A 15,151-nucleotide genomic window follows, 5' to 3' on the forward strand; every position below is an offset into this window, starting at 1 on the left:
GGCGGGCGTGATGAAGGCGCCTGTCGGCTATGCGCAGGCGGGAACGGCAGGGTTCACGAGGTCGCGCAAGACGCTGATCCGCTGCTGCGTCTCGTCCCGGGCGACCTGGGCGCGACGAACAGCCTCTTCGCGCTGGTCGAGTTCGTTCTCGTACTCGCTCAGGAAGTGCTGCGCGGAGGCTCGTCGCGCGAGGTCGTCGAGCACGGGCCGGTCGTCGCGCTGGCTCCAGTGCTCCGCAGCGGCGCCGAGCACGACGCGAGCGAGATTGCCCGATCGGCTGGGCAGGAGTTCGGTCCGACCAGACCGGCCCATGCGGTAGGCCTTGATGGCGTCGACAGCCTGGGTGTTGACGACGCTGCGGCCGGCGAGTTCGATTCCGTGGACGGTCAGCGGGCGTTCGTGGCGACCGACTCCGGTCGGGACGTTGTCGAGGCGCGCGAAGATGTACAGGTCGGTTCCCCGAGCGGGCGTTTCCGGGACGCTCGGGTCCGCGAAGAACAGAGCGGGGACCAGGACGACGCTGCCGCGCACGTGCGGTGCCGTGAGCCTGTAGCGCACGGCACCGGTGGACGGGTCGGCCAGGAAGGTCATCCGGAGTGTGCCGAAGCCGCCGAGTTCGAGCTGGGCGTAGCTGTGGTCCAATGCGAGCCTTCACTGTCGAGTCGTCGGGAGGTACCGGCGCGTGGCGTTGCCGGTTGCCGAAGAGCCGCTACAACGACCCCTTGACTCTTATGACTCTACAGTGGTCGACTGGGTTGTGCAAGTCTTAAGAGGCGCCACGCTGAGTAGTTCAGGCGCCGAACAGCCGGCCCGGCCCGTGGAGATAACGGGCCGGGCCGGCTGTCATCGCAACGTCGCGGCGCGGGGCCTAACCCGCGGGGGCGTAGTTGCTAAGCACGCACCCGTGGGCGAGGGCAGGCCTGGTGCTGAAGCCGCTCGGCACGCTGAAGTTCGGGTCGCAGGTCAGGAACTTGAGGCCGGATCCCGTCAGGTCGCGAAACGTGCGGTCGTTGACCGGAACGACCGCGAAGTCCCGGCCGACGAGGAAGTCGGCATGTCCGTCCTTCTCCCTGACGGCGGCCTCGAAGGTCTTCATGTTGGGCACCGCGAGCAGGGCGATGGCGTCGGCGAACGTGTCCTCGCACACGGCGCGCTCGGCTATACCCCACGACGGGTCCCGCACCTCGGCCCTACCCCACGCAGTGTTCCGGCCAGACGCGTCGTACTTCTGGCCCGACGTGAATTCCCGACAGGCCGTGTGACGGTTGACGAAGGACGCGATCGAGGCCATCCCCGACGCCGAGGGCAGGGCGTAGCGGTCCTCACCAGTAGGGCCAGGCGAACTCGTGGCGAGCGCCGAGTCGGTGCCGGCAGTCCCGCAGCCCGCGAGGGCGAGGGCCGCAACGACATTCAGGACGATTGCGGCCCGCCGGCCCGGTCGCCGGCTGCGGGAACTGTGTGCGGCTTGTCGCATGGTGCTGCACCCCTCCTCGGGGTCACGGAGTCAACGGCGGGGCGGCAAACGGGAGATGAGCCGACGTGCCTGGACTGGTGCAGCCAGGCGTAGCGCGTTGAGCGACCGTAAGGTGGCCTGCCTGTGGATAGATTTCCAACCATGCGCTGGGCGTGGGCGGCGGGCGGGTAGCTGTCCTTCGCGGCCGGGTCCAGTGCGGACCGACGCTCATCGGTCGGCCTGGGAGGGGGAGCGAGGGCTGGCCGGAGTGCCGCGCCCTGGGGAGCGGGGGCGCGGTCGGCTCGGCGGGTCAGAGCGTCAGCGCATCCTCGATGAGCTGGATCTCACGCACGCAAGCCGCGTGACCGGCGACAGCCTCGTCCGAGGTCGTGTAGCGGCGGCAGTCGACTTCGTCGTCCACGGTGGTGTCGAACACCATCGTCTCGAACGTCATGCCGTCCGGTGTGGAGTCGATCAACTCGATCGTGGAGACGGTGTAGCGACCGTCGGCCACGTGGGCCCTGAGGCGGAGCGTGGTCGTCACGCCGACTCCTTCCAGTAAGGGGCGAACATCACCCGATGACTCTTAAGACTATACTGCATGCAAAGTGGCGATGCAAGTCTTAAGAGTCGAATCTGTGGAGTGGTCGACGTCCGGGGCTCGCGGCGGCCAGTGTGGACCGAGCGTCGTTGTTGGCGAATCATGCTCGCTCCGGTGCAGGTCAGGGACCTGTAGAGAAGGGCAGTTGGCGAATCTTGAGGGTGATAGTTGGCGGATCGTGCCACGCCCTCTCCGAGGACGAGGGCATCGCCGCAGGTGAGCGCGTTGGCCATCGATCGCGCATCAAGATTCGCCAACTAGCGTGCTCCGTTCGCCAACCATGAATCTCGGTCGCAGCCAGGACAGATGTGAGCTGCCGCCGAGCCAGCGAAATCTATCCACAGGCGGCTCGTCCTAGCGTCTGCTGACGTCGCGAGCGCGACGCAACACCCCACCCCTGTCGATAGGGAGCACCATGCTCATACGCACACGGCTCGGCCGCGCCGCCGTCGGCGCGATCGGCCTGTCCGTGGCCGGCTCGGCAGTTGCCCTTGCGCCCACGGCGCAGGCGGCGACTTCGAGCACCACGACCATCTCCTGCAGCGCCGTGAAGGTCCACAAGGCTCCGTCCAAGAGCTCGACCACGGTGGGCATCGCCTACCGGAAGGACAAGGTCGTCTACGACCAGTGGGCCTACAAGAAGAGCGAGAAGACCTGGTACACGAGGGGCACCGTCACCAGGAAGTCCGACGGCGTCAAGATCCGCGGGTACATGCTGTATGACTGCGCGAACCCCTACAAGACGAATCCCGCCCCGAAGCCGGACATCCCCAAGTAGCCCGCCGGCGGGAGCGCGCGCACGCCGAACAATCCGTCGCCGCCTCGGCCCGCGGCGTCCTTGAAGCGGCACCCGCTCCACCAGCGCCACTAACCGTGAGATACGAAACCACCGGGCCGCCAAGGTTCATGACCGTGTTGGTGGAACGACCAGCTCTGCACGCCTGGTTCACCGCCCAGCGAGACCAACAGCAAAGCCCTGATCCCGCTCCGGCTCGGTATCCCCATGGCCTGAGGCGCCCCATGACGGCGCAGGCCAACCGTCCGCCTTCCCCGCGACATGAGGATCCACCACCATGACCAGCCCACCGCCGCAGCCTCCGCCCGCGCCGCAGCAGTATGCGCTTCCGTGGCCGGCGACAGCCCCGACCGAGCTCACAGGTCAGCCGATGTGCAGAATCTGCGCGGCGTCCCCCGCTGCGCCGGTCACCTTCCGCAGGCACCAGGGCCTGCTGATCTGGCTGGGCTTCTCCAGCTTGACCGGACCGTTCTGCCGCACCTGCGGCACCGCGGTATTCCGAGAGTTCACCAGCCGAAGCCTCTGGCAGGGCTGGTGGTCGCCGTTCTCCCTCGTCATCAACCCCGTCGTACTCATCAGCAACCGCTGCGCGCTCGCTCGCGTGAACAAGCTGACCGAGCCCGAACCGGCGCCCGGCGGGCCGGCGAGCTGGACGCCTGGGACACCGGTCCTGCGTCGACGGAGCTCACTGGCCGCACTCGTCCCGGCCCTCTGGGCGATCTGGCTCGTCGTCGGCGTCCTTACGCACCTGTACTGAACACCCTTCGCGACTCGAGGCTGGGAACGCTGATGGCCCGTCTGCTTCCACGGGATGATGGCGGGGCCGACGGCCGAACACCGGCCGTCGGCCCCGCCATGAGGAAGGACACCGCCGTGTCGCTCGACCTGAGCCTCGTAGGGACCGGCCGCAGGGAACCGCTCCTGAGGCCTCGCGAGATCTATGCCGCTCTGGCGAACCGGCCCTGGCCCTACTTGCGGCACGAACAGGGTGAAGTCCTTGAAGCGTGGTTCGACAAACACCGCGACGGCCGGGACGTGGTGATCAAGCAGAACACGGGCGGCGGGAAGACCGCCGTCGGTCTGCTGATGGCACAGAGCACCCTGAACGAGGGCATCGGCGTCGCGGTCTACCTCGCCCCCGACCGGTACTTGGCCGCCCAGGTCCGCGCAGAGGCCCACAGAATGGGGCTCGCCGTGACCGACTCGGTGGACGACCTGGCCTTCCGCGGGGGCCGTGCCATCCTCGTGGCCACCTTCCAGAAACTGATCAACGGCCAGTCGGTGTTCGGCGTGGTCGGCGACAGCCGGGACAAGCTCGACGCCGGGATCGTCATCGTCGACGACGCGCACGCCGCGCTCGCCACGACCGAGGCCCAGTTCCGGCTCACGATCCCTGTCGGCCATCCCGCCTACGAGGCCCTGACCGACCTGTTCGCCTCCGATCTCAAGGCTCAGTCCCCCAAGGGGTGGGCGGACGTCCAGGCGTCTGACTACACCGCTACGGTGCCCGTCCCCTTCTGGTCCTGGAACAGTCGGCAGGACGACGTCATGGCCGTCCTGCACCCGCACGCGGACACGGACGCCTTCAAGTTCACGTGGCCCCTGATCGCCGGCGTTCTCGAACTCTGCTCGGTCACCGTCTCCAGCCGGGATATTCAGATCAGCCCGCCGTGCCCGCCGATCTCGATGATCCCCGCCTTCGCCAACGCACGCCGCCGCGTCTACCTCACCGCCACGCTCGCCGACGACAGCGTCCTCGTCACCGACCTTGATGCCGGCCCCCGGGACGTACAGCAACCGGTCACCCCGGGGAGCGCGGCAGACCTCGGCGACCGGATGATCCTCGCTCCCCTCGCCCTCAACTCCCACCTCGACCCGGAGGCCATCCGGCAGATGGCCCGCCAGTTCGCCGACGGCGACCGGGACGGAGATGGCACACCCGAAGCAAGACCGGTCAACGTCGTCGTCCTCGTGCCCAGCACCCCCGCAGCCGCACCGTGGCGACCGTACGCCGACCGGGTCCTGCACGCCCCCGACCTCCCAGCCGGGGTGGGCGCTCTCAAGAGCGGACGGGTCGGTCTCGTCGTCATGGTCAACAAGTACGACGGAATCGACCTGCCGCGCGAGGCCTGCGAGTTGCTCATCCTCGACGGGGTCCCGCGGCCCATGGACGCCACCGAGCGCCGCGAGGCCGCGGTGCTCTCCGGAAGCCCGACACTGCTCGCCCGGCAGATCCAACGGATCGAGCAGGGTATGGGACGCGGAGTACGCGACAGCGAGGATCACTGCGCCGTGCTGCTGCTCGGCAGCCAGCTGGCCGTAGCGCTCCACGACCGCAAGCAGCGGGCGCTGTTCTCGCCGGCCACCCGCGCGCAGATCGACCTCAGCAGCAGCCTCGCCGAGCAACTCACCGGCAAGGGACTCGACGGCATCCGTGAAGCGGTCGGCCTGTGCCTGGACAAGGACCCGGGATGGCGGGCGCTGAGCCGCCAAGCCCTCGCCGGCGTCCACTACGCCGTCGGCGGCACCGTGCGACCCGAGGCCATCGGTGTCCGCGAGGCCTTCAACCTCGCCGCCACGGGCAGATACAACGATGCCTCCGACCGACTCCAGCAAGCCATCGGCACGGTGACCGACCGGGCCGTACGAGGCTGGCTGACCGAACAACGGGCCGCCTACCTTCATCGCGTCGACCACGCGGCCGCCCAGCGTCTCCTGGCCAAGGCGCTGGACGACAACCCGTTCGTCCTGCGACCAGCGGGCGGCGTCACCCCGGCGCAACTGCGTCCCGCCGCCGTCCAGGCGCAGGCCGCGGCCGAGTTCCTCGGCGGCGCCTACTCCGACGGCACCGCGCTGGTCCTGGCCGTCCAGGCCCTCACCGAGGACGTCATCTGGGGAGACGAGGAACGCAGCGACGACGCGGAGCGCGCTTGGGAGCGGCTGGGCGAGCACCTCGGGTTCGTCAGCACGCGCCCCGACAAGCAGTACGACAAGGGCCCGGACAACCTATGGGTCCTCGGGCCCGGGCGGCACGCGGTCATCGAGCTGAAGACCGGACGAACCACGGACACGATCATCAAGCACGACCTGGACCAACTCGGCGGAAGCGTTCGCTGGGACCAGCAGGTGTATCCCGACGTCACCCAGCAGATCCCGGTGATCGTCCACCAGAGCCGTACGCCGCACCGGCAGGCGATCACCGTCGACGGGATGCGCGTGGTCACGCAGCAGAAGTGGGAGGCGCTCGCCGCTGCCGTACGAAACTGGGCCGAAGCGCTCACGCATGGACAACAGCGCTGGAGGGACCCGCACGTCGTCGCCGAGCAGTTGGCCCAGCACAAGCTGACGGCTGGCCTGATCTTCACCACGTACGCCCAGGTCCCCGCGGCCCCGAACGGGTGAGGCCGACCCTCGCCGGCGGCGGGCGGGATCGTCCGGAGGCCGCGGTCACGGCTTCCTACCACCCTGTGCAGCCGGTCACCATCCCCGGCGTGCCCAGATCACCACTGGGGCGCCGTCAAGTCCATAAGCGAACGCCCGGGCGTCTCCGCACGCGTTACAGCAGACGGCGAAGTACCGCGCGGGTGGTTCGCTGCTGGTGCCCTTCGCCCACTGCACCGGGCCCACGTCGCCGCACACCTCGCAGACCTGGGGGACATGCGTCATCCACGGCATGTCCTCCCAATCGCCCCAGCTCACCGCTCGCCCCCGATGTTCCTCCGGCAGGTGGATGACAGCGGGGCGGTCGGGCAGCACCGGCTCGCTGCCGGGCAACGCCTCGGCCGCAGCCGGTGTGCCGGGTGGCTCGCCCCGGGCGACCGCGAGGCAGGCACGGCAGGCCCTGTGGACGTCGAACTCACCGGCGTACGGCCGCACCACGGGGACATGGGTTCCGTGGTCGCTGCACAGGAGCCGTACGCCAGTGGCCAGGCCGTCGGGGGGAACCTCGTCCGGCGCGACGCCGTGCAGTTCACCGGTCTGTGGCGCGCGCACCACCACGGTCGGCGATTGCAGACCGACACCGGCCATGGTGACGCGGTGCGGTGACCCGTGAGTGCGGGCGGAGGGTCGGCTCATCACAGGGGGAGGCTGGCCACGATGCTCAGGACCCGCCGCGACTGGGTGTTCGTACTGGCCTTCGTGTATGCGTTCCATCCGGCCGTGGAGAGGACGTCGCGCACGCGAGTGAGTGCCGCGTTGCGGGCCTCGCGGACTCGGTCGAGACGCGGCCGCCGCAGCGATCGCTCGTTGTCCCGGCCGTCGATGAACCAGGAGGCCTCGACGGTACGTTCACCATTGGGTGCCAGGTACACGCCCTGGGCGCCGTGCTCGCCGTAGCAGTAGTGCCAATCGTGAAGGAACACGGCGAGGGGAATCCCGGCACGGCGGAGAGCCGAGGACGCTGCGGCGACCCGCGGGTGATGGGCGTACTCGGGCAGGCATCCGACGAACCCGGCCCGCCGGTCGTCGTCGACGGAGGCCGGCTCGGCCCACAGCTGTCCGGCGCGCCACGCGAGCGCGGACAGGGCGGGGAGATGCGTGGTGGCGCCAGCCGCGGTGAGCGTCGCGGCGAAGGCCTCCGGTGCCGCGGAAACAGCCGGGTGTCCATCAAGGCCGGCGAAGAGTGCCGCGGCGCGACGCATGAGGTCGGCCAGCGAGGCGGTGTCTCCGGTACGGACGATGCTGTCCATGCACTGCCGGAAGGCGTCGTGGTCCGCCGGGTCCGGGATGTTGCTCAGCTCTGCGAGGGCCATTCGGGCTCCGATCCTATGGGGAGGAGGGTTCAGTGGGTTCGGGTGAGGCGCACGAGGTGAGCGGCCAGGGCGGTCACGACGGCGCCGTCGGCCGGGACGCCCAACCCGATACGGGTGGTGCCGTCGTTGCACCGGATCACGGTGCGGCCGTCCTCGCGGCCGAGCTTGATTCCCGGGATGCCGGGAAGCTGCTCGGGCAGGTCGGGCGCTGGCATCAACGCGGGCGACGTGTCGGCATCGGCGAGGTCGGCCGCCATGTTGTGGAAGACGGTGACGCGCACAGCAAGGATCTTTCGAACGGGCACAGGATCGGGAGGGCCGGTCAGTTGGCATCGACGGAGAAGCGGATGGCCGCGCGCTGTCCGTTGCGGCGGTCCCGGGCGCGGCGGGGACCGGCAACGTGAGTTCCGCTGGCGCCGGAACGGCGGCGGTTCTGGACTGCTTCGACCCGGGCGGGGTTGCCCGAGGTGCTGTGCGGCTTGTGCTTACGCATGTGGCTCATCCGATCCATCTCGTGGTCGAGGAGCGGCCCTAACCGCCTCGGTGACTCTTAAGACTATACGCGCAAGGTTGGGTGAATGCAAGCCTTAAGAGACGAAGGGGAATTGGGGGCGCTTCCTCGGCCCCCGCCAGTCGCTACTTCACCATGGCGCGGACCTTGGAGAGCGTGCCCTCCGCCTGCTCCATCCGCGCCTTCATGCCCTCGAACCGCAACCGCCAGTCGTCCGCCCGAGACTTCCAGTCATTCGCGATGCGCTGGGCGTCTTCGGCCTTGCGAAGGGCCTCGTCACGCTGGGCATGCATCTGTTCGGTGAGACGCGCTCGCTGAACGAGTTCTCCCAGATTCAGTGCCCCCAGGTCCCTGCTCGGAGCCGGCGTCGACCTGCTCGGCTGGCGACGCCGGGGCCCGGGCTCGGAGCGGTTTGCCAGGGCCGTGCCGGTCCGCCCGGCCGGTCCCGAAGGCTTGTGCGGCTTGCGGACCTCGGGTGCGGCCTTGGGCTTGTGTGCCTTGAGGTGCGGCCGGATGGAGTTCTGGTTCTGCGACACGTAGTCGCAGTGGAGGCATCCATACCACTCGCTCCCGTCGGCGAGCAACAGGTGCCTGATCTGGTCGAAGACCACGTTGACACCGGGGCGGCTGATCGGGGATCGGGCGGGCTCGTCGGCGACGACGGTGACGCCCTTCACGTGCGTTGCGGTCATGTAGAGGTCGTGGATCTTTCTCGGTCGAGGGAGCCTGCGGGCGCAGGGGAGCGTGGGATGGATTCGGGCGGGGCCGGTCCGCCGAGTCGCGGCGGACCGGCCGGAAACTGCCCGGGGCGGACCCCGGGCAGGAGGTCACGCGGCCAACGCGAGGGCCTCGTGCAGGGCGCGCACCTTGAAGGTGCTCTGTTCCAGCAGCGACCGGCGGATACGGCCGTCCACCGTCTGACGGCCGCCCCAGTCCGACAGCTCCCCGGCCGCCTCCACCAGCGCGCCCGCCGTCAGGCCGACGCCCGTCATGGTGGAGCTGGCGAAGATGCCCCGCAGGACGCCCCGGCGCTCGTGGACGCGCCGGATGCGGTAGTCGTCCTCCTTCAGGTCCGCTGCCTGCTCCGGCAGCTGCACCATGCGCTCGATGAACTGTTCACGCTGGGTCTGCGTGACGGGCATGCGGTGGAGGGCCTCGCGGTCCTTGAGGAAGCCGTCGAAGTCGCGGCGCAGCACGCTCACCAGGTGCCGGGCCTCCTCGATCTGGTCAAGGGCGCTCTTGGTGTGCTTGATCGTGTAGAAGTGCCCGGCCGCGCGGGAGCGCCTCATGGCGGCATTCCACTGATTCGTGCACCACAGACGCTCAGCGCTGCCCCATACCCGCAGGGACCCCTTGCCGTCGTGCGAGGCCTGGAAGCCGACGGTCAGAGTCCACGGTGAGGGGTCGCCCGCGAAGCCCCTCGCCTCCCTGGTCAGTTCGATCAGTCCCATTACCGAACGGCCGCCCCGGAGTTCACGCAGCATGCGGACCTGCGCGCCGGGGGCTTCCATGACCGGGGCGATGATCCGGCCGAGCAGTGCGTGGTCGAGGACCTCGTACCCGGAGCGCGGAATGCCGAGGGTCGCCCACGAGTCGTTGCGCACGATCTTCTTGTGGTCGTCTTCCGTCTGGTAGACCGGGCTGCCCGACTCGTCGATGCTGACCAGGATCGGGAGCCCGTCGGGACCGGAGGCCGGGACCGACGCCGCCACCGGCTCCCACGTCAGGCCGTAGTGGGCCCGCACGGCGCTCCAGGTCGGCAGCTCCAGAAGCGGGTTACCGGCGCCGCCACTGAGGTTGCGCTGGTCCGCGGGCTCCAGGTATGACGCGGCGGACGCCGACGCGTTCGAGCGGGGGGAGACGGTCGTGCTGACGGTGCTGATCACACAAGTCCTTTCCACAGGCTGCGACACTGCCGCAGCCCCTGCGTGCGGGATGTTCGGGAGGAGCGCCCCCGAGCTGTCTCTTAAGACTATACATTCGAGAGGCAGGCTTCGCAAGTCTTAAGAGTCGGAGCTTTCGGCGGGCTCGGTGACTGATCTTGCGTGGCTATGGCGTGAGCGGGTCGGGGCGGGCCTTGCGGTCGGTTCGTGCCGCGTCGAATCGCCGTCGTGCGGGTGACCTGACTGCGCCCTATTTGATCGCCTCTTATAACTTGCCGCTCACATGCCGCGAATGTATAGTCTTAAGAGTCATCTAGGTTTGAGGAGACGCCCACCGTGCCGCACCTGCTGTTCCCCGACGAGGAGTTCCCCTTTGCCGCGCTGCCCAGCTGGCCCGAGGACGACTACACCGGCGACGGCACCGACTGGGCGCGGGAACTGCCCGTCGGGTGGCACGCCGTCTACTCGTGGGGAACGGAGGGCTGGGACCTCGGCAGCGTGCCGTACGAGGTCGTCGCACACCTCGACGACGTCCTGGACATCATCTGGGGCCTCGCCCTCTACGTCGAAGGTGACGTCACCGTTCGAGCTTTCGGCTCCCGCGCGGCCCGCGACGCCGCGACCGACGAACTCGCCCTCGGCGCCTGGCTGTCGCAGAAGAACGGCCCGCGTGAGGGCCTGCCCGTCCGGAACACCTCGGCTGTCGGCATCCCCGCCCGATTCCGCGGTCCCTACCGTCCAAACCAGCAGAACTGACTCTGGTCCGTACGGAAGCCCGACCGTCGTGCATCACCATGAGGAGACCTTGTGACTACCACGCCCCTCACTTTGGCGTCCAGGTGTACGACGGCCGACCGGATCCGGGATCTGGCCGCGCGCCGGGCGACGCTCGGCCGCCCCCTCGCCCATCAGCACCTTGCTGCGATCCTCGACGGCACCCGCGAGCCGAGCTCGCTCGACGTCGCGCTGATCGCCATCGAGGCCGATGTCCTGGTCGAACTCCTCCTGGGCAAGAGCCCCCGCCGCCAGCTCCTCGTCGAAGCCGACTTCTGGTGACGGACCCATCGCCCACCCTGTTCCTATCCCGCGTATGTGAGGACGACGTCGTGCACACCAAGATGATGACGTGTCAGGGCCTGCGCCGCTTCGACTGCTGCCCGGGCCACAATCCGCGTTCCTACAAGCACGGGCGCGAACGCGCTCGTGAGGAGCGCGAGTGGCGACGCGACGCGACCCTCGATGCCGAGTACGAGACCGCGGCCTGCCGATCGTCGTGACTGCCGTGCTCCGCCGGGAGCGGTCGGTCCCCGCACGCGGAACCGGCTTGCAGCCAATCTGTCCTCAACTGCTCACCGAACAAAGGAGAATGTCGCTCGTGTATGACGACAGGCCCACCGTGGCCGTGGACGTCCGGGCCCTGGAGATCGACGGCCACGCCGGCCTCGCACAGGTCCCCAGAGACCACCTGCTGCGCCTTGAAGAGGACACCCTCGGGATGGAGGCCGGGATGCTGCGCACTGGTTGGACGTACGGCAAGGGGTCCTACCCCTGCACGCTGCGGGACCTGGAGCCCGTGGAGCTCGACAGCGTCGAGACCCTCATCGCCGGGGGAACGCCCGTTCACGACGCCCGCCGCGCGCCCGACTGGCGCGGCGACTTCCCCGTCCTCGTCCAGGGCCTGCGCCTGAGCGAGCTGCGCGAGATCCTCGCCGACATTGATCTGCCCGCCGACGCGATCGTCGCCATCCGGGCCGCCGACTACCCCAGTTCCGGCATCGGTTCACCTGCGTCTGTCCGCGTCGAGGCCGGCTACTACCAGCCTGACCCCGCCAGCGGTACCTCGGGCTGGGCGTTCGGCGGGCCTATCGACTTCGGGGAGGATGGCGGCATCCCGCCCCACCTGTTGGCGCTGGTGCTTAGTCCCACCCACTGACGTGGATGCTGCCCATTCCCTGATCGTCTCTTAAGACTTGCGATCCTCGCGCCCTGTGTGTATAGTCTTAAGAGTCATCAAGGTTGTTGGGAAGGGACCGTTTCATGAAGCAGAAGACCGGCGAGCCGGAGTTGGACATGGCGGACGCGACCGGGCAGATCGAGTCCCTGCTGGGGATGATCGACCGGCTGATGGCCGGGACGTTTACGGCCGCTGTTGGGCTGGTGGCGGAGGACCAGGCCCAGATGGTTGAGTCCCTCTACGCCCGGGTTGGCCACTTGTCGGCAGGCATCATCCGTGCCCGGGCGCAGGTGCAGTAGCCGCCCGACGGCGCCCTTGCCGGGCGCCGTCGCCTTAGTTCATCACCTGCGCCAGCCACGCCGCAGTCCGCAGCGCGCTGCTCCAGAGCAGAACCCACTCCCATCGACGAGGAGCCCCCTTTCGTGTCATCACCCGCAATCACCCTGCCCTTCTGCAAGTTCTGTCGGCGGGCGCTGGTCAGTCCTTCCTCCCCGGGAGAGAGCGAGCCCTACTTCGACCTCGCGCCGGGTGAGCAGGCCCCGCCGTGCGCGCCGGGGCACGACCATGAGGCCGTAATTTGGGCCGATGTGGCCGAAGAGGACGCAGGATGCGAGCTGCCCCTCGCCATGGACGGTCGCTCCTGATGCGCCTTGCTGACTTGCCTCCGGGAACCGTCATCATGACCGGCTCCGTTGTCACCGCCGTCGAGGCCCGCGAACTGCACGATGGCGACCTCCTCTCCATCGGCGGCACCACGGTCACCGTGACCGGAACCGAAGACCACGACCTCCCGGGCATGGCACGCCTCCCCGTCAGCTACCACCCGTACGGCAGCGAGACCGTCCGCTCCGAGCGGTGGACTCTCCCTGCGACGACCCGCCTCACCCCGCAGCAGCTTCTGCGCCCCGACCGCATCGACTGCACCGTGTGTGAGCCCGGCACCAACAGCCACAACGTCATGGTCGACCGTGTGACCGAGGGCTGGGTCCAAGCCTGGGTCTGCCGCACGCATCTCCAGCTGGCGTAGGCCTCTGGCCCCGCTCTGGCCATCCATGGCGCCGGGGAGATGGCCCCTTTCGCGCTGAGTGCCCGACCGGCGGACACGCGCCCGCCGCCATCGTCCCGCCGCCTGGAAGGGAGGGACGGATCCCGACTCTCTGGAGAACCTCGTGCCCGCCTGCAAGACCCCCTCCCACCGGCCTCTCTGGGTCGTAGTCCAGCGCAAGTGCCACCACTCGGCGTTCAATGGGTACCGGTTCACGCCTTCGCCCTACTCTCGGGTGGAGTGCACCTCACCGGCCTGTAGCGCGGCGTGGCGAACGAAGGCGGCGTATGTCGACCGTCTGCCTGACGCTCGCCGGTAGCCCTGCCAGCTGGCACTGCCGGCGACATCCGTGCTTGGGACGACCGGGTTGCCTCGATCGCCGCACGAGTGCGAGCAGGGACCGACCGTCCGTCTCTTGGCCATGGGCGGACCCGCTATGGCGGCGCCGCCGTCCTCGCTACAGTGGCCCGGATGCCTGCCGGTTCGTTGCCGGCGCTTCGCGCGGTTGAGGAAGAGGAGCGTCCTCTGGTGAGTTTGCAGACCGCAGCCCGGTGGTGGGCGTTTATCGACGACCGGCTCGACGAGCGGATGCGCGCGCAGTATCCGGAGGGTCTCGACGCCTACCAGGCCGACTGGCGCGCCGCCCACTCCCTCGTGCAAGACCATGCCCACGGGGTCGCGTGCGGCGACGACGATCAGGCCGCTCACGTCCTGCTGCGACTGCGAGAGGTCGCGGCCGACTGGGACGGCCACCCTGATCACCCTGACCGCGCCGCCGCATAGATACCGCCGATCCGTCACTGGCCTCCGCAAGCGCACACCCGAGGGACTCACCGGGGCGAGCTGGGGGCGGCGTGGCGATGGGCGTCCTCCCCGACGTGCTGGCTCTGCTCCGATGACGGGTCCCGCGGCCTTGGGCGGGGAAGGCGCCAGCGGCCGGCCCGGTACCGGGCTGGCGTGTTGTATCCGGGCCGCGGCGGGTTGAGGGTCCGGACCATGGCGCAGTCGGGCGTGAAGGTCAGCGTCACCTTCTGGCCGGTCACCGTGATCGCGCCGGGACCGATGCTCACAGTCCCCTTGGTCGGGGCGCGCAGCAGTTTGTCGACGACACCGCGCATCGCCGCAGCCCGCTTCTCAGGGGGGACCTCCCGGAAGAAAGGTGAGTTCAGCGCATCGGCGTGGAAGACCACGTAGGGACGTCGCCCCGTCCGCCGGATGACGTCCTCGTCAGTGATGAGGCGCCGGAGGCGTGGCACGGGGACGGCACGCCCCTCCCAGTCGTAGGCCCGGTCACCGGGGAGCAACGGCCAGGTCGGCTCCGGCGGCGGCTTCGGGGAGCGCTCCTGCTTCCGGCGCTCCTCAGCCAGCTCCTGGAGTCGGCGACGCTCGGCGACATCTTGCTGGCGTTGGCGACGTTCGGAGACATCCTCCAGCAGTTCCTCGAGCGGAGTCCGGCTTGGCCGGTCGTACCAGGAGGTCCGCGGCCCGCGGTAAGCGACGACGCGCGCGTCCGGCATGGCGAGGAGGAAGGCGTAGGACCCGTCGTGGTGGTGGCTGAGGGCCACGAGGCTGCCGCCGTCGGGGGAGCGGGAGAGCCTGCCCGTCATCAGGATGCGCTCAAGGAACTGGCGGATCTGCCGGTCGCCGGTCGCGTCCGAGACGATGTACGCCGACATGTAGGCCCGCAGCGCCTCTGGTGCGATCTGCGCGCCGGCAACGAGTGCGCGTGCGTCCTGTGAGCTGAGCCAATCGCCAGCCGCCCAGCCCTGCGGGGCCCGCCCCGCAGGATGAAACGGGGAGCGGTGAACCATGTCGGACCTATCCGCGGCGCGACACCCCGGACCGGCACGCCGGCAGACGACGAAAGCTGTGTACACGACCGGGAGGTCGTGTTGCCTGACGGGGTGATGCACCACCTTTCCGCCGTACACGCTTCCGGGTCCGGGCCGGTCAACGCGGGGCAGGGGGCAGCAGGTACTGCCGGGCGACACCATACCCGCCTGCACCCGCCGAACGGTACGAAACCAGTGACAGGGAGTGGCGATCCGGGGCGCAGGGGCATCGCCTCGCATAGAGCCTTGGCCGTCGCCTTGGGGTCCCCTCGCCGCGCCGTGATGCACGGATGCTCGCCTCCAAGGCCGCCATCAGATCCCG

The 15,151-nt window shown here is 69.1% G+C and carries 21 protein-coding genes; 11 read left to right on the plus strand and 10 right to left on the minus strand.

Annotated elements, in window-relative coordinates:
- Positions 1–27: 27 nt before the first annotated feature.
- The 3 genes from SPR02S_RS34285 to SPR02S_RS34295 form a co-directional block, all read right to left on the minus strand.
- Positions 28–642, minus strand: a complete 615-nt coding sequence (locus SPR02S_RS34285; RefSeq protein ID WP_019061552.1) for a hypothetical protein — start codon at positions 640–642, stop codon at positions 28–30.
- A gap of 226 nt (positions 643–868) precedes the next feature.
- On the minus strand, positions 869–1,474 hold the full coding sequence (locus SPR02S_RS56900) for a hypothetical protein (RefSeq protein ID WP_063746283.1): 606 nt from the start codon (positions 1,472–1,474) through the stop codon (positions 869–871).
- 289 nt (positions 1,475–1,763) lie between these two features.
- The gene (locus SPR02S_RS34295; RefSeq protein ID WP_019061554.1) at positions 1,764–1,997 is read right to left on the minus strand and encodes a hypothetical protein; all 234 of its coding nucleotides are present in this window, start codon (positions 1,995–1,997) and stop codon (positions 1,764–1,766) included.
- A 472-nt stretch (positions 1,998–2,469) separates the two neighbouring features.
- Here SPR02S_RS34295 and SPR02S_RS34300 point away from each other — a divergent pair, with 472 nt between their 5' ends.
- From SPR02S_RS34300 to SPR02S_RS34310, 3 genes are all read left to right on the plus strand, one after another.
- Positions 2,470–2,832 carry a hypothetical protein gene (locus SPR02S_RS34300; RefSeq protein ID WP_019061555.1) on the plus strand — a complete coding sequence of 121 codons (363 nt, stop codon included), beginning with the start codon at positions 2,470–2,472 and terminating at the stop codon, positions 2,830–2,832.
- 388 nt (positions 2,833–3,220) lie between these two features.
- Positions 3,221–3,607 (plus strand): hypothetical protein, encoded by a 387-nt coding sequence (locus tag SPR02S_RS34305; RefSeq protein WP_019061556.1) that lies wholly within the window; start codon positions 3,221–3,223, stop codon positions 3,605–3,607.
- Positions 3,608–3,723: 116 nt separating this feature from the next.
- The gene (locus SPR02S_RS34310) at positions 3,724–6,252 is read left to right on the plus strand and encodes a DEAD/DEAH box helicase (RefSeq protein WP_026151114.1); all 2,529 of its coding nucleotides are present in this window, start codon (positions 3,724–3,726) and stop codon (positions 6,250–6,252) included.
- A 75-nt stretch (positions 6,253–6,327) separates the two neighbouring features.
- Here SPR02S_RS34310 and SPR02S_RS34315 read toward each other — a convergent pair whose 3' ends face one another.
- The 6 genes from SPR02S_RS34315 to SPR02S_RS34340 all read right to left on the minus strand — a co-directional run bounded on the left by SPR02S_RS34315 (position 6,328) and on the right by SPR02S_RS34340 (position 10,001).
- Entirely contained in the window at positions 6,328–6,927 is a 600-nt protein-coding gene (locus SPR02S_RS34315) for a hypothetical protein (RefSeq protein WP_019061558.1), read from the minus strand.
- A complete protein-coding gene (locus SPR02S_RS34320) occupies positions 6,927–7,604 on the minus strand; it encodes a hypothetical protein (protein ID WP_019061559.1) in 678 nt (225 codons plus the stop codon). The genes SPR02S_RS34315 and SPR02S_RS34320 overlap by 1 nt, the downstream gene beginning before the upstream one ends.
- A 29-nt stretch (positions 7,605–7,633) precedes the next feature.
- Positions 7,634–7,885 carry a hypothetical protein gene (locus tag SPR02S_RS34325; protein WP_019061560.1) on the minus strand — a complete coding sequence of 84 codons (252 nt, stop codon included), beginning with the start codon at positions 7,883–7,885 and terminating at the stop codon, positions 7,634–7,636.
- A gap of 41 nt (positions 7,886–7,926) precedes the next feature.
- Positions 7,927–8,097, minus strand: a complete 171-nt coding sequence (locus SPR02S_RS64095) for a hypothetical protein (protein ID WP_169389441.1) — start codon at positions 8,095–8,097, stop codon at positions 7,927–7,929.
- 143 nt (positions 8,098–8,240) lie between these two features.
- Entirely contained in the window at positions 8,241–8,807 is a 567-nt protein-coding gene (locus tag SPR02S_RS34335; protein WP_019061562.1) for a hypothetical protein, read from the minus strand.
- A gap of 135 nt (positions 8,808–8,942) precedes the next feature.
- Positions 8,943–10,001 (minus strand): DUF932 domain-containing protein, encoded by a 1,059-nt coding sequence (locus tag SPR02S_RS34340; protein ID WP_019061563.1) that lies wholly within the window; start codon positions 9,999–10,001, stop codon positions 8,943–8,945.
- A gap of 333 nt (positions 10,002–10,334) precedes the next feature.
- Here SPR02S_RS34340 and SPR02S_RS56905 point away from each other — a divergent pair, with 333 nt between their 5' ends.
- From SPR02S_RS56905 to SPR02S_RS56910, 8 genes are all read left to right on the plus strand, one after another.
- Positions 10,335–10,754 carry a hypothetical protein gene (locus SPR02S_RS56905; protein ID WP_019061564.1) on the plus strand — a complete coding sequence of 140 codons (420 nt, stop codon included), beginning with the start codon at positions 10,335–10,337 and terminating at the stop codon, positions 10,752–10,754.
- 51 nt (positions 10,755–10,805) lie between these two features.
- Positions 10,806–11,054: a hypothetical protein gene (locus SPR02S_RS34350; protein WP_019061565.1), complete on the plus strand. Its 249-nt coding sequence runs from the start codon at positions 10,806–10,808 to the stop codon at positions 11,052–11,054.
- 50 nt (positions 11,055–11,104) lie between these two features.
- Complete coding sequence (locus SPR02S_RS63405; RefSeq protein ID WP_019061566.1) at positions 11,105–11,275, plus strand: hypothetical protein; 171 nt, start codon at positions 11,105–11,107, stop codon at positions 11,273–11,275.
- An 89-nt stretch (positions 11,276–11,364) separates the two neighbouring features.
- Positions 11,365–11,931 (plus strand): hypothetical protein, encoded by a 567-nt coding sequence (locus SPR02S_RS34360; protein WP_019061567.1) that lies wholly within the window; start codon positions 11,365–11,367, stop codon positions 11,929–11,931.
- Positions 11,932–12,035: 104 nt separating this feature from the next.
- Positions 12,036–12,251, plus strand: a complete 216-nt coding sequence (locus SPR02S_RS34365; protein ID WP_019061568.1) for a hypothetical protein — start codon at positions 12,036–12,038, stop codon at positions 12,249–12,251.
- A gap of 123 nt (positions 12,252–12,374) precedes the next feature.
- A complete protein-coding gene (locus SPR02S_RS63410) occupies positions 12,375–12,596 on the plus strand; it encodes a hypothetical protein (RefSeq protein WP_158697918.1) in 222 nt (73 codons plus the stop codon).
- 35 nt (positions 12,597–12,631) lie between these two features.
- Positions 12,632–12,979 carry a hypothetical protein gene (locus tag SPR02S_RS34370; RefSeq protein ID WP_019061569.1) on the plus strand — a complete coding sequence of 116 codons (348 nt, stop codon included), beginning with the start codon at positions 12,632–12,634 and terminating at the stop codon, positions 12,977–12,979.
- 546 nt (positions 12,980–13,525) lie between these two features.
- Positions 13,526–13,780 carry a hypothetical protein gene (locus SPR02S_RS56910; protein ID WP_019061570.1) on the plus strand — a complete coding sequence of 85 codons (255 nt, stop codon included), beginning with the start codon at positions 13,526–13,528 and terminating at the stop codon, positions 13,778–13,780.
- Positions 13,781–13,827: 47 nt separating this feature from the next.
- On the opposite strand, the gene SPR02S_RS34380 is transcribed toward SPR02S_RS56910, so the two are convergent.
- Positions 13,828–14,673 carry a hypothetical protein gene (locus SPR02S_RS34380; protein WP_019061571.1) on the minus strand — a complete coding sequence of 282 codons (846 nt, stop codon included), beginning with the start codon at positions 14,671–14,673 and terminating at the stop codon, positions 13,828–13,830.
- Positions 14,674–15,151: the final 478 nt, after the last annotated feature.

Origin of the sequence: Streptomyces prunicolor NBRC 13075 (assembly GCF_000367365.1) — a bacterium.
GTDB classification, from domain to species: domain Bacteria; phylum Actinomycetota; class Actinomycetes; order Streptomycetales; family Streptomycetaceae; genus Streptomyces; species Streptomyces prunicolor.

Bases quoted from the DNA above. Each gene is read 5' to 3' on its own strand.
- SPR02S_RS56900 (WP_063746283.1), bottom strand. From the start codon at position 1,474: ATGCGACAAGCCGCACACAGTTCCCGCAGCCGGCGACCGGGCCGGCGG.
- SPR02S_RS34300 (WP_019061555.1), top strand. From the start codon at position 2,470: ATGCTCATACGCACACGGCTCGGCCGCGCCGCCGTCGGCGCGATCGGC.
- SPR02S_RS34305 (WP_019061556.1), top strand. From the start codon at position 3,221: ATGTGCAGAATCTGCGCGGCGTCCCCCGCTGCGCCGGTCACCTTCCGC.
- SPR02S_RS34315 (WP_019061558.1), bottom strand. From the start codon at position 6,927: ATGAGCCGACCCTCCGCCCGCACTCACGGGTCACCGCACCGCGTCACC.
- SPR02S_RS34320 (WP_019061559.1), bottom strand. From the start codon at position 7,604: ATGGCCCTCGCAGAGCTGAGCAACATCCCGGACCCGGCGGACCACGAC.
- SPR02S_RS64095 (WP_169389441.1), bottom strand. From the start codon at position 8,097: ATGCGTAAGCACAAGCCGCACAGCACCTCGGGCAACCCCGCCCGGGTC.
- SPR02S_RS34335 (WP_019061562.1), bottom strand. From the start codon at position 8,807: ATGACCGCAACGCACGTGAAGGGCGTCACCGTCGTCGCCGACGAGCCC.
- SPR02S_RS34360 (WP_019061567.1), top strand. From the start codon at position 11,365: ATGTCGCTCGTGTATGACGACAGGCCCACCGTGGCCGTGGACGTCCGG.
- SPR02S_RS34365 (WP_019061568.1), top strand. From the start codon at position 12,036: ATGAAGCAGAAGACCGGCGAGCCGGAGTTGGACATGGCGGACGCGACC.
- SPR02S_RS34370 (WP_019061569.1), top strand. From the start codon at position 12,632: ATGACCGGCTCCGTTGTCACCGCCGTCGAGGCCCGCGAACTGCACGAT.
- SPR02S_RS34380 (WP_019061571.1), bottom strand. From the start codon at position 14,673: ATGTCGGCGTACATCGTCTCGGACGCGACCGGCGACCGGCAGATCCGC.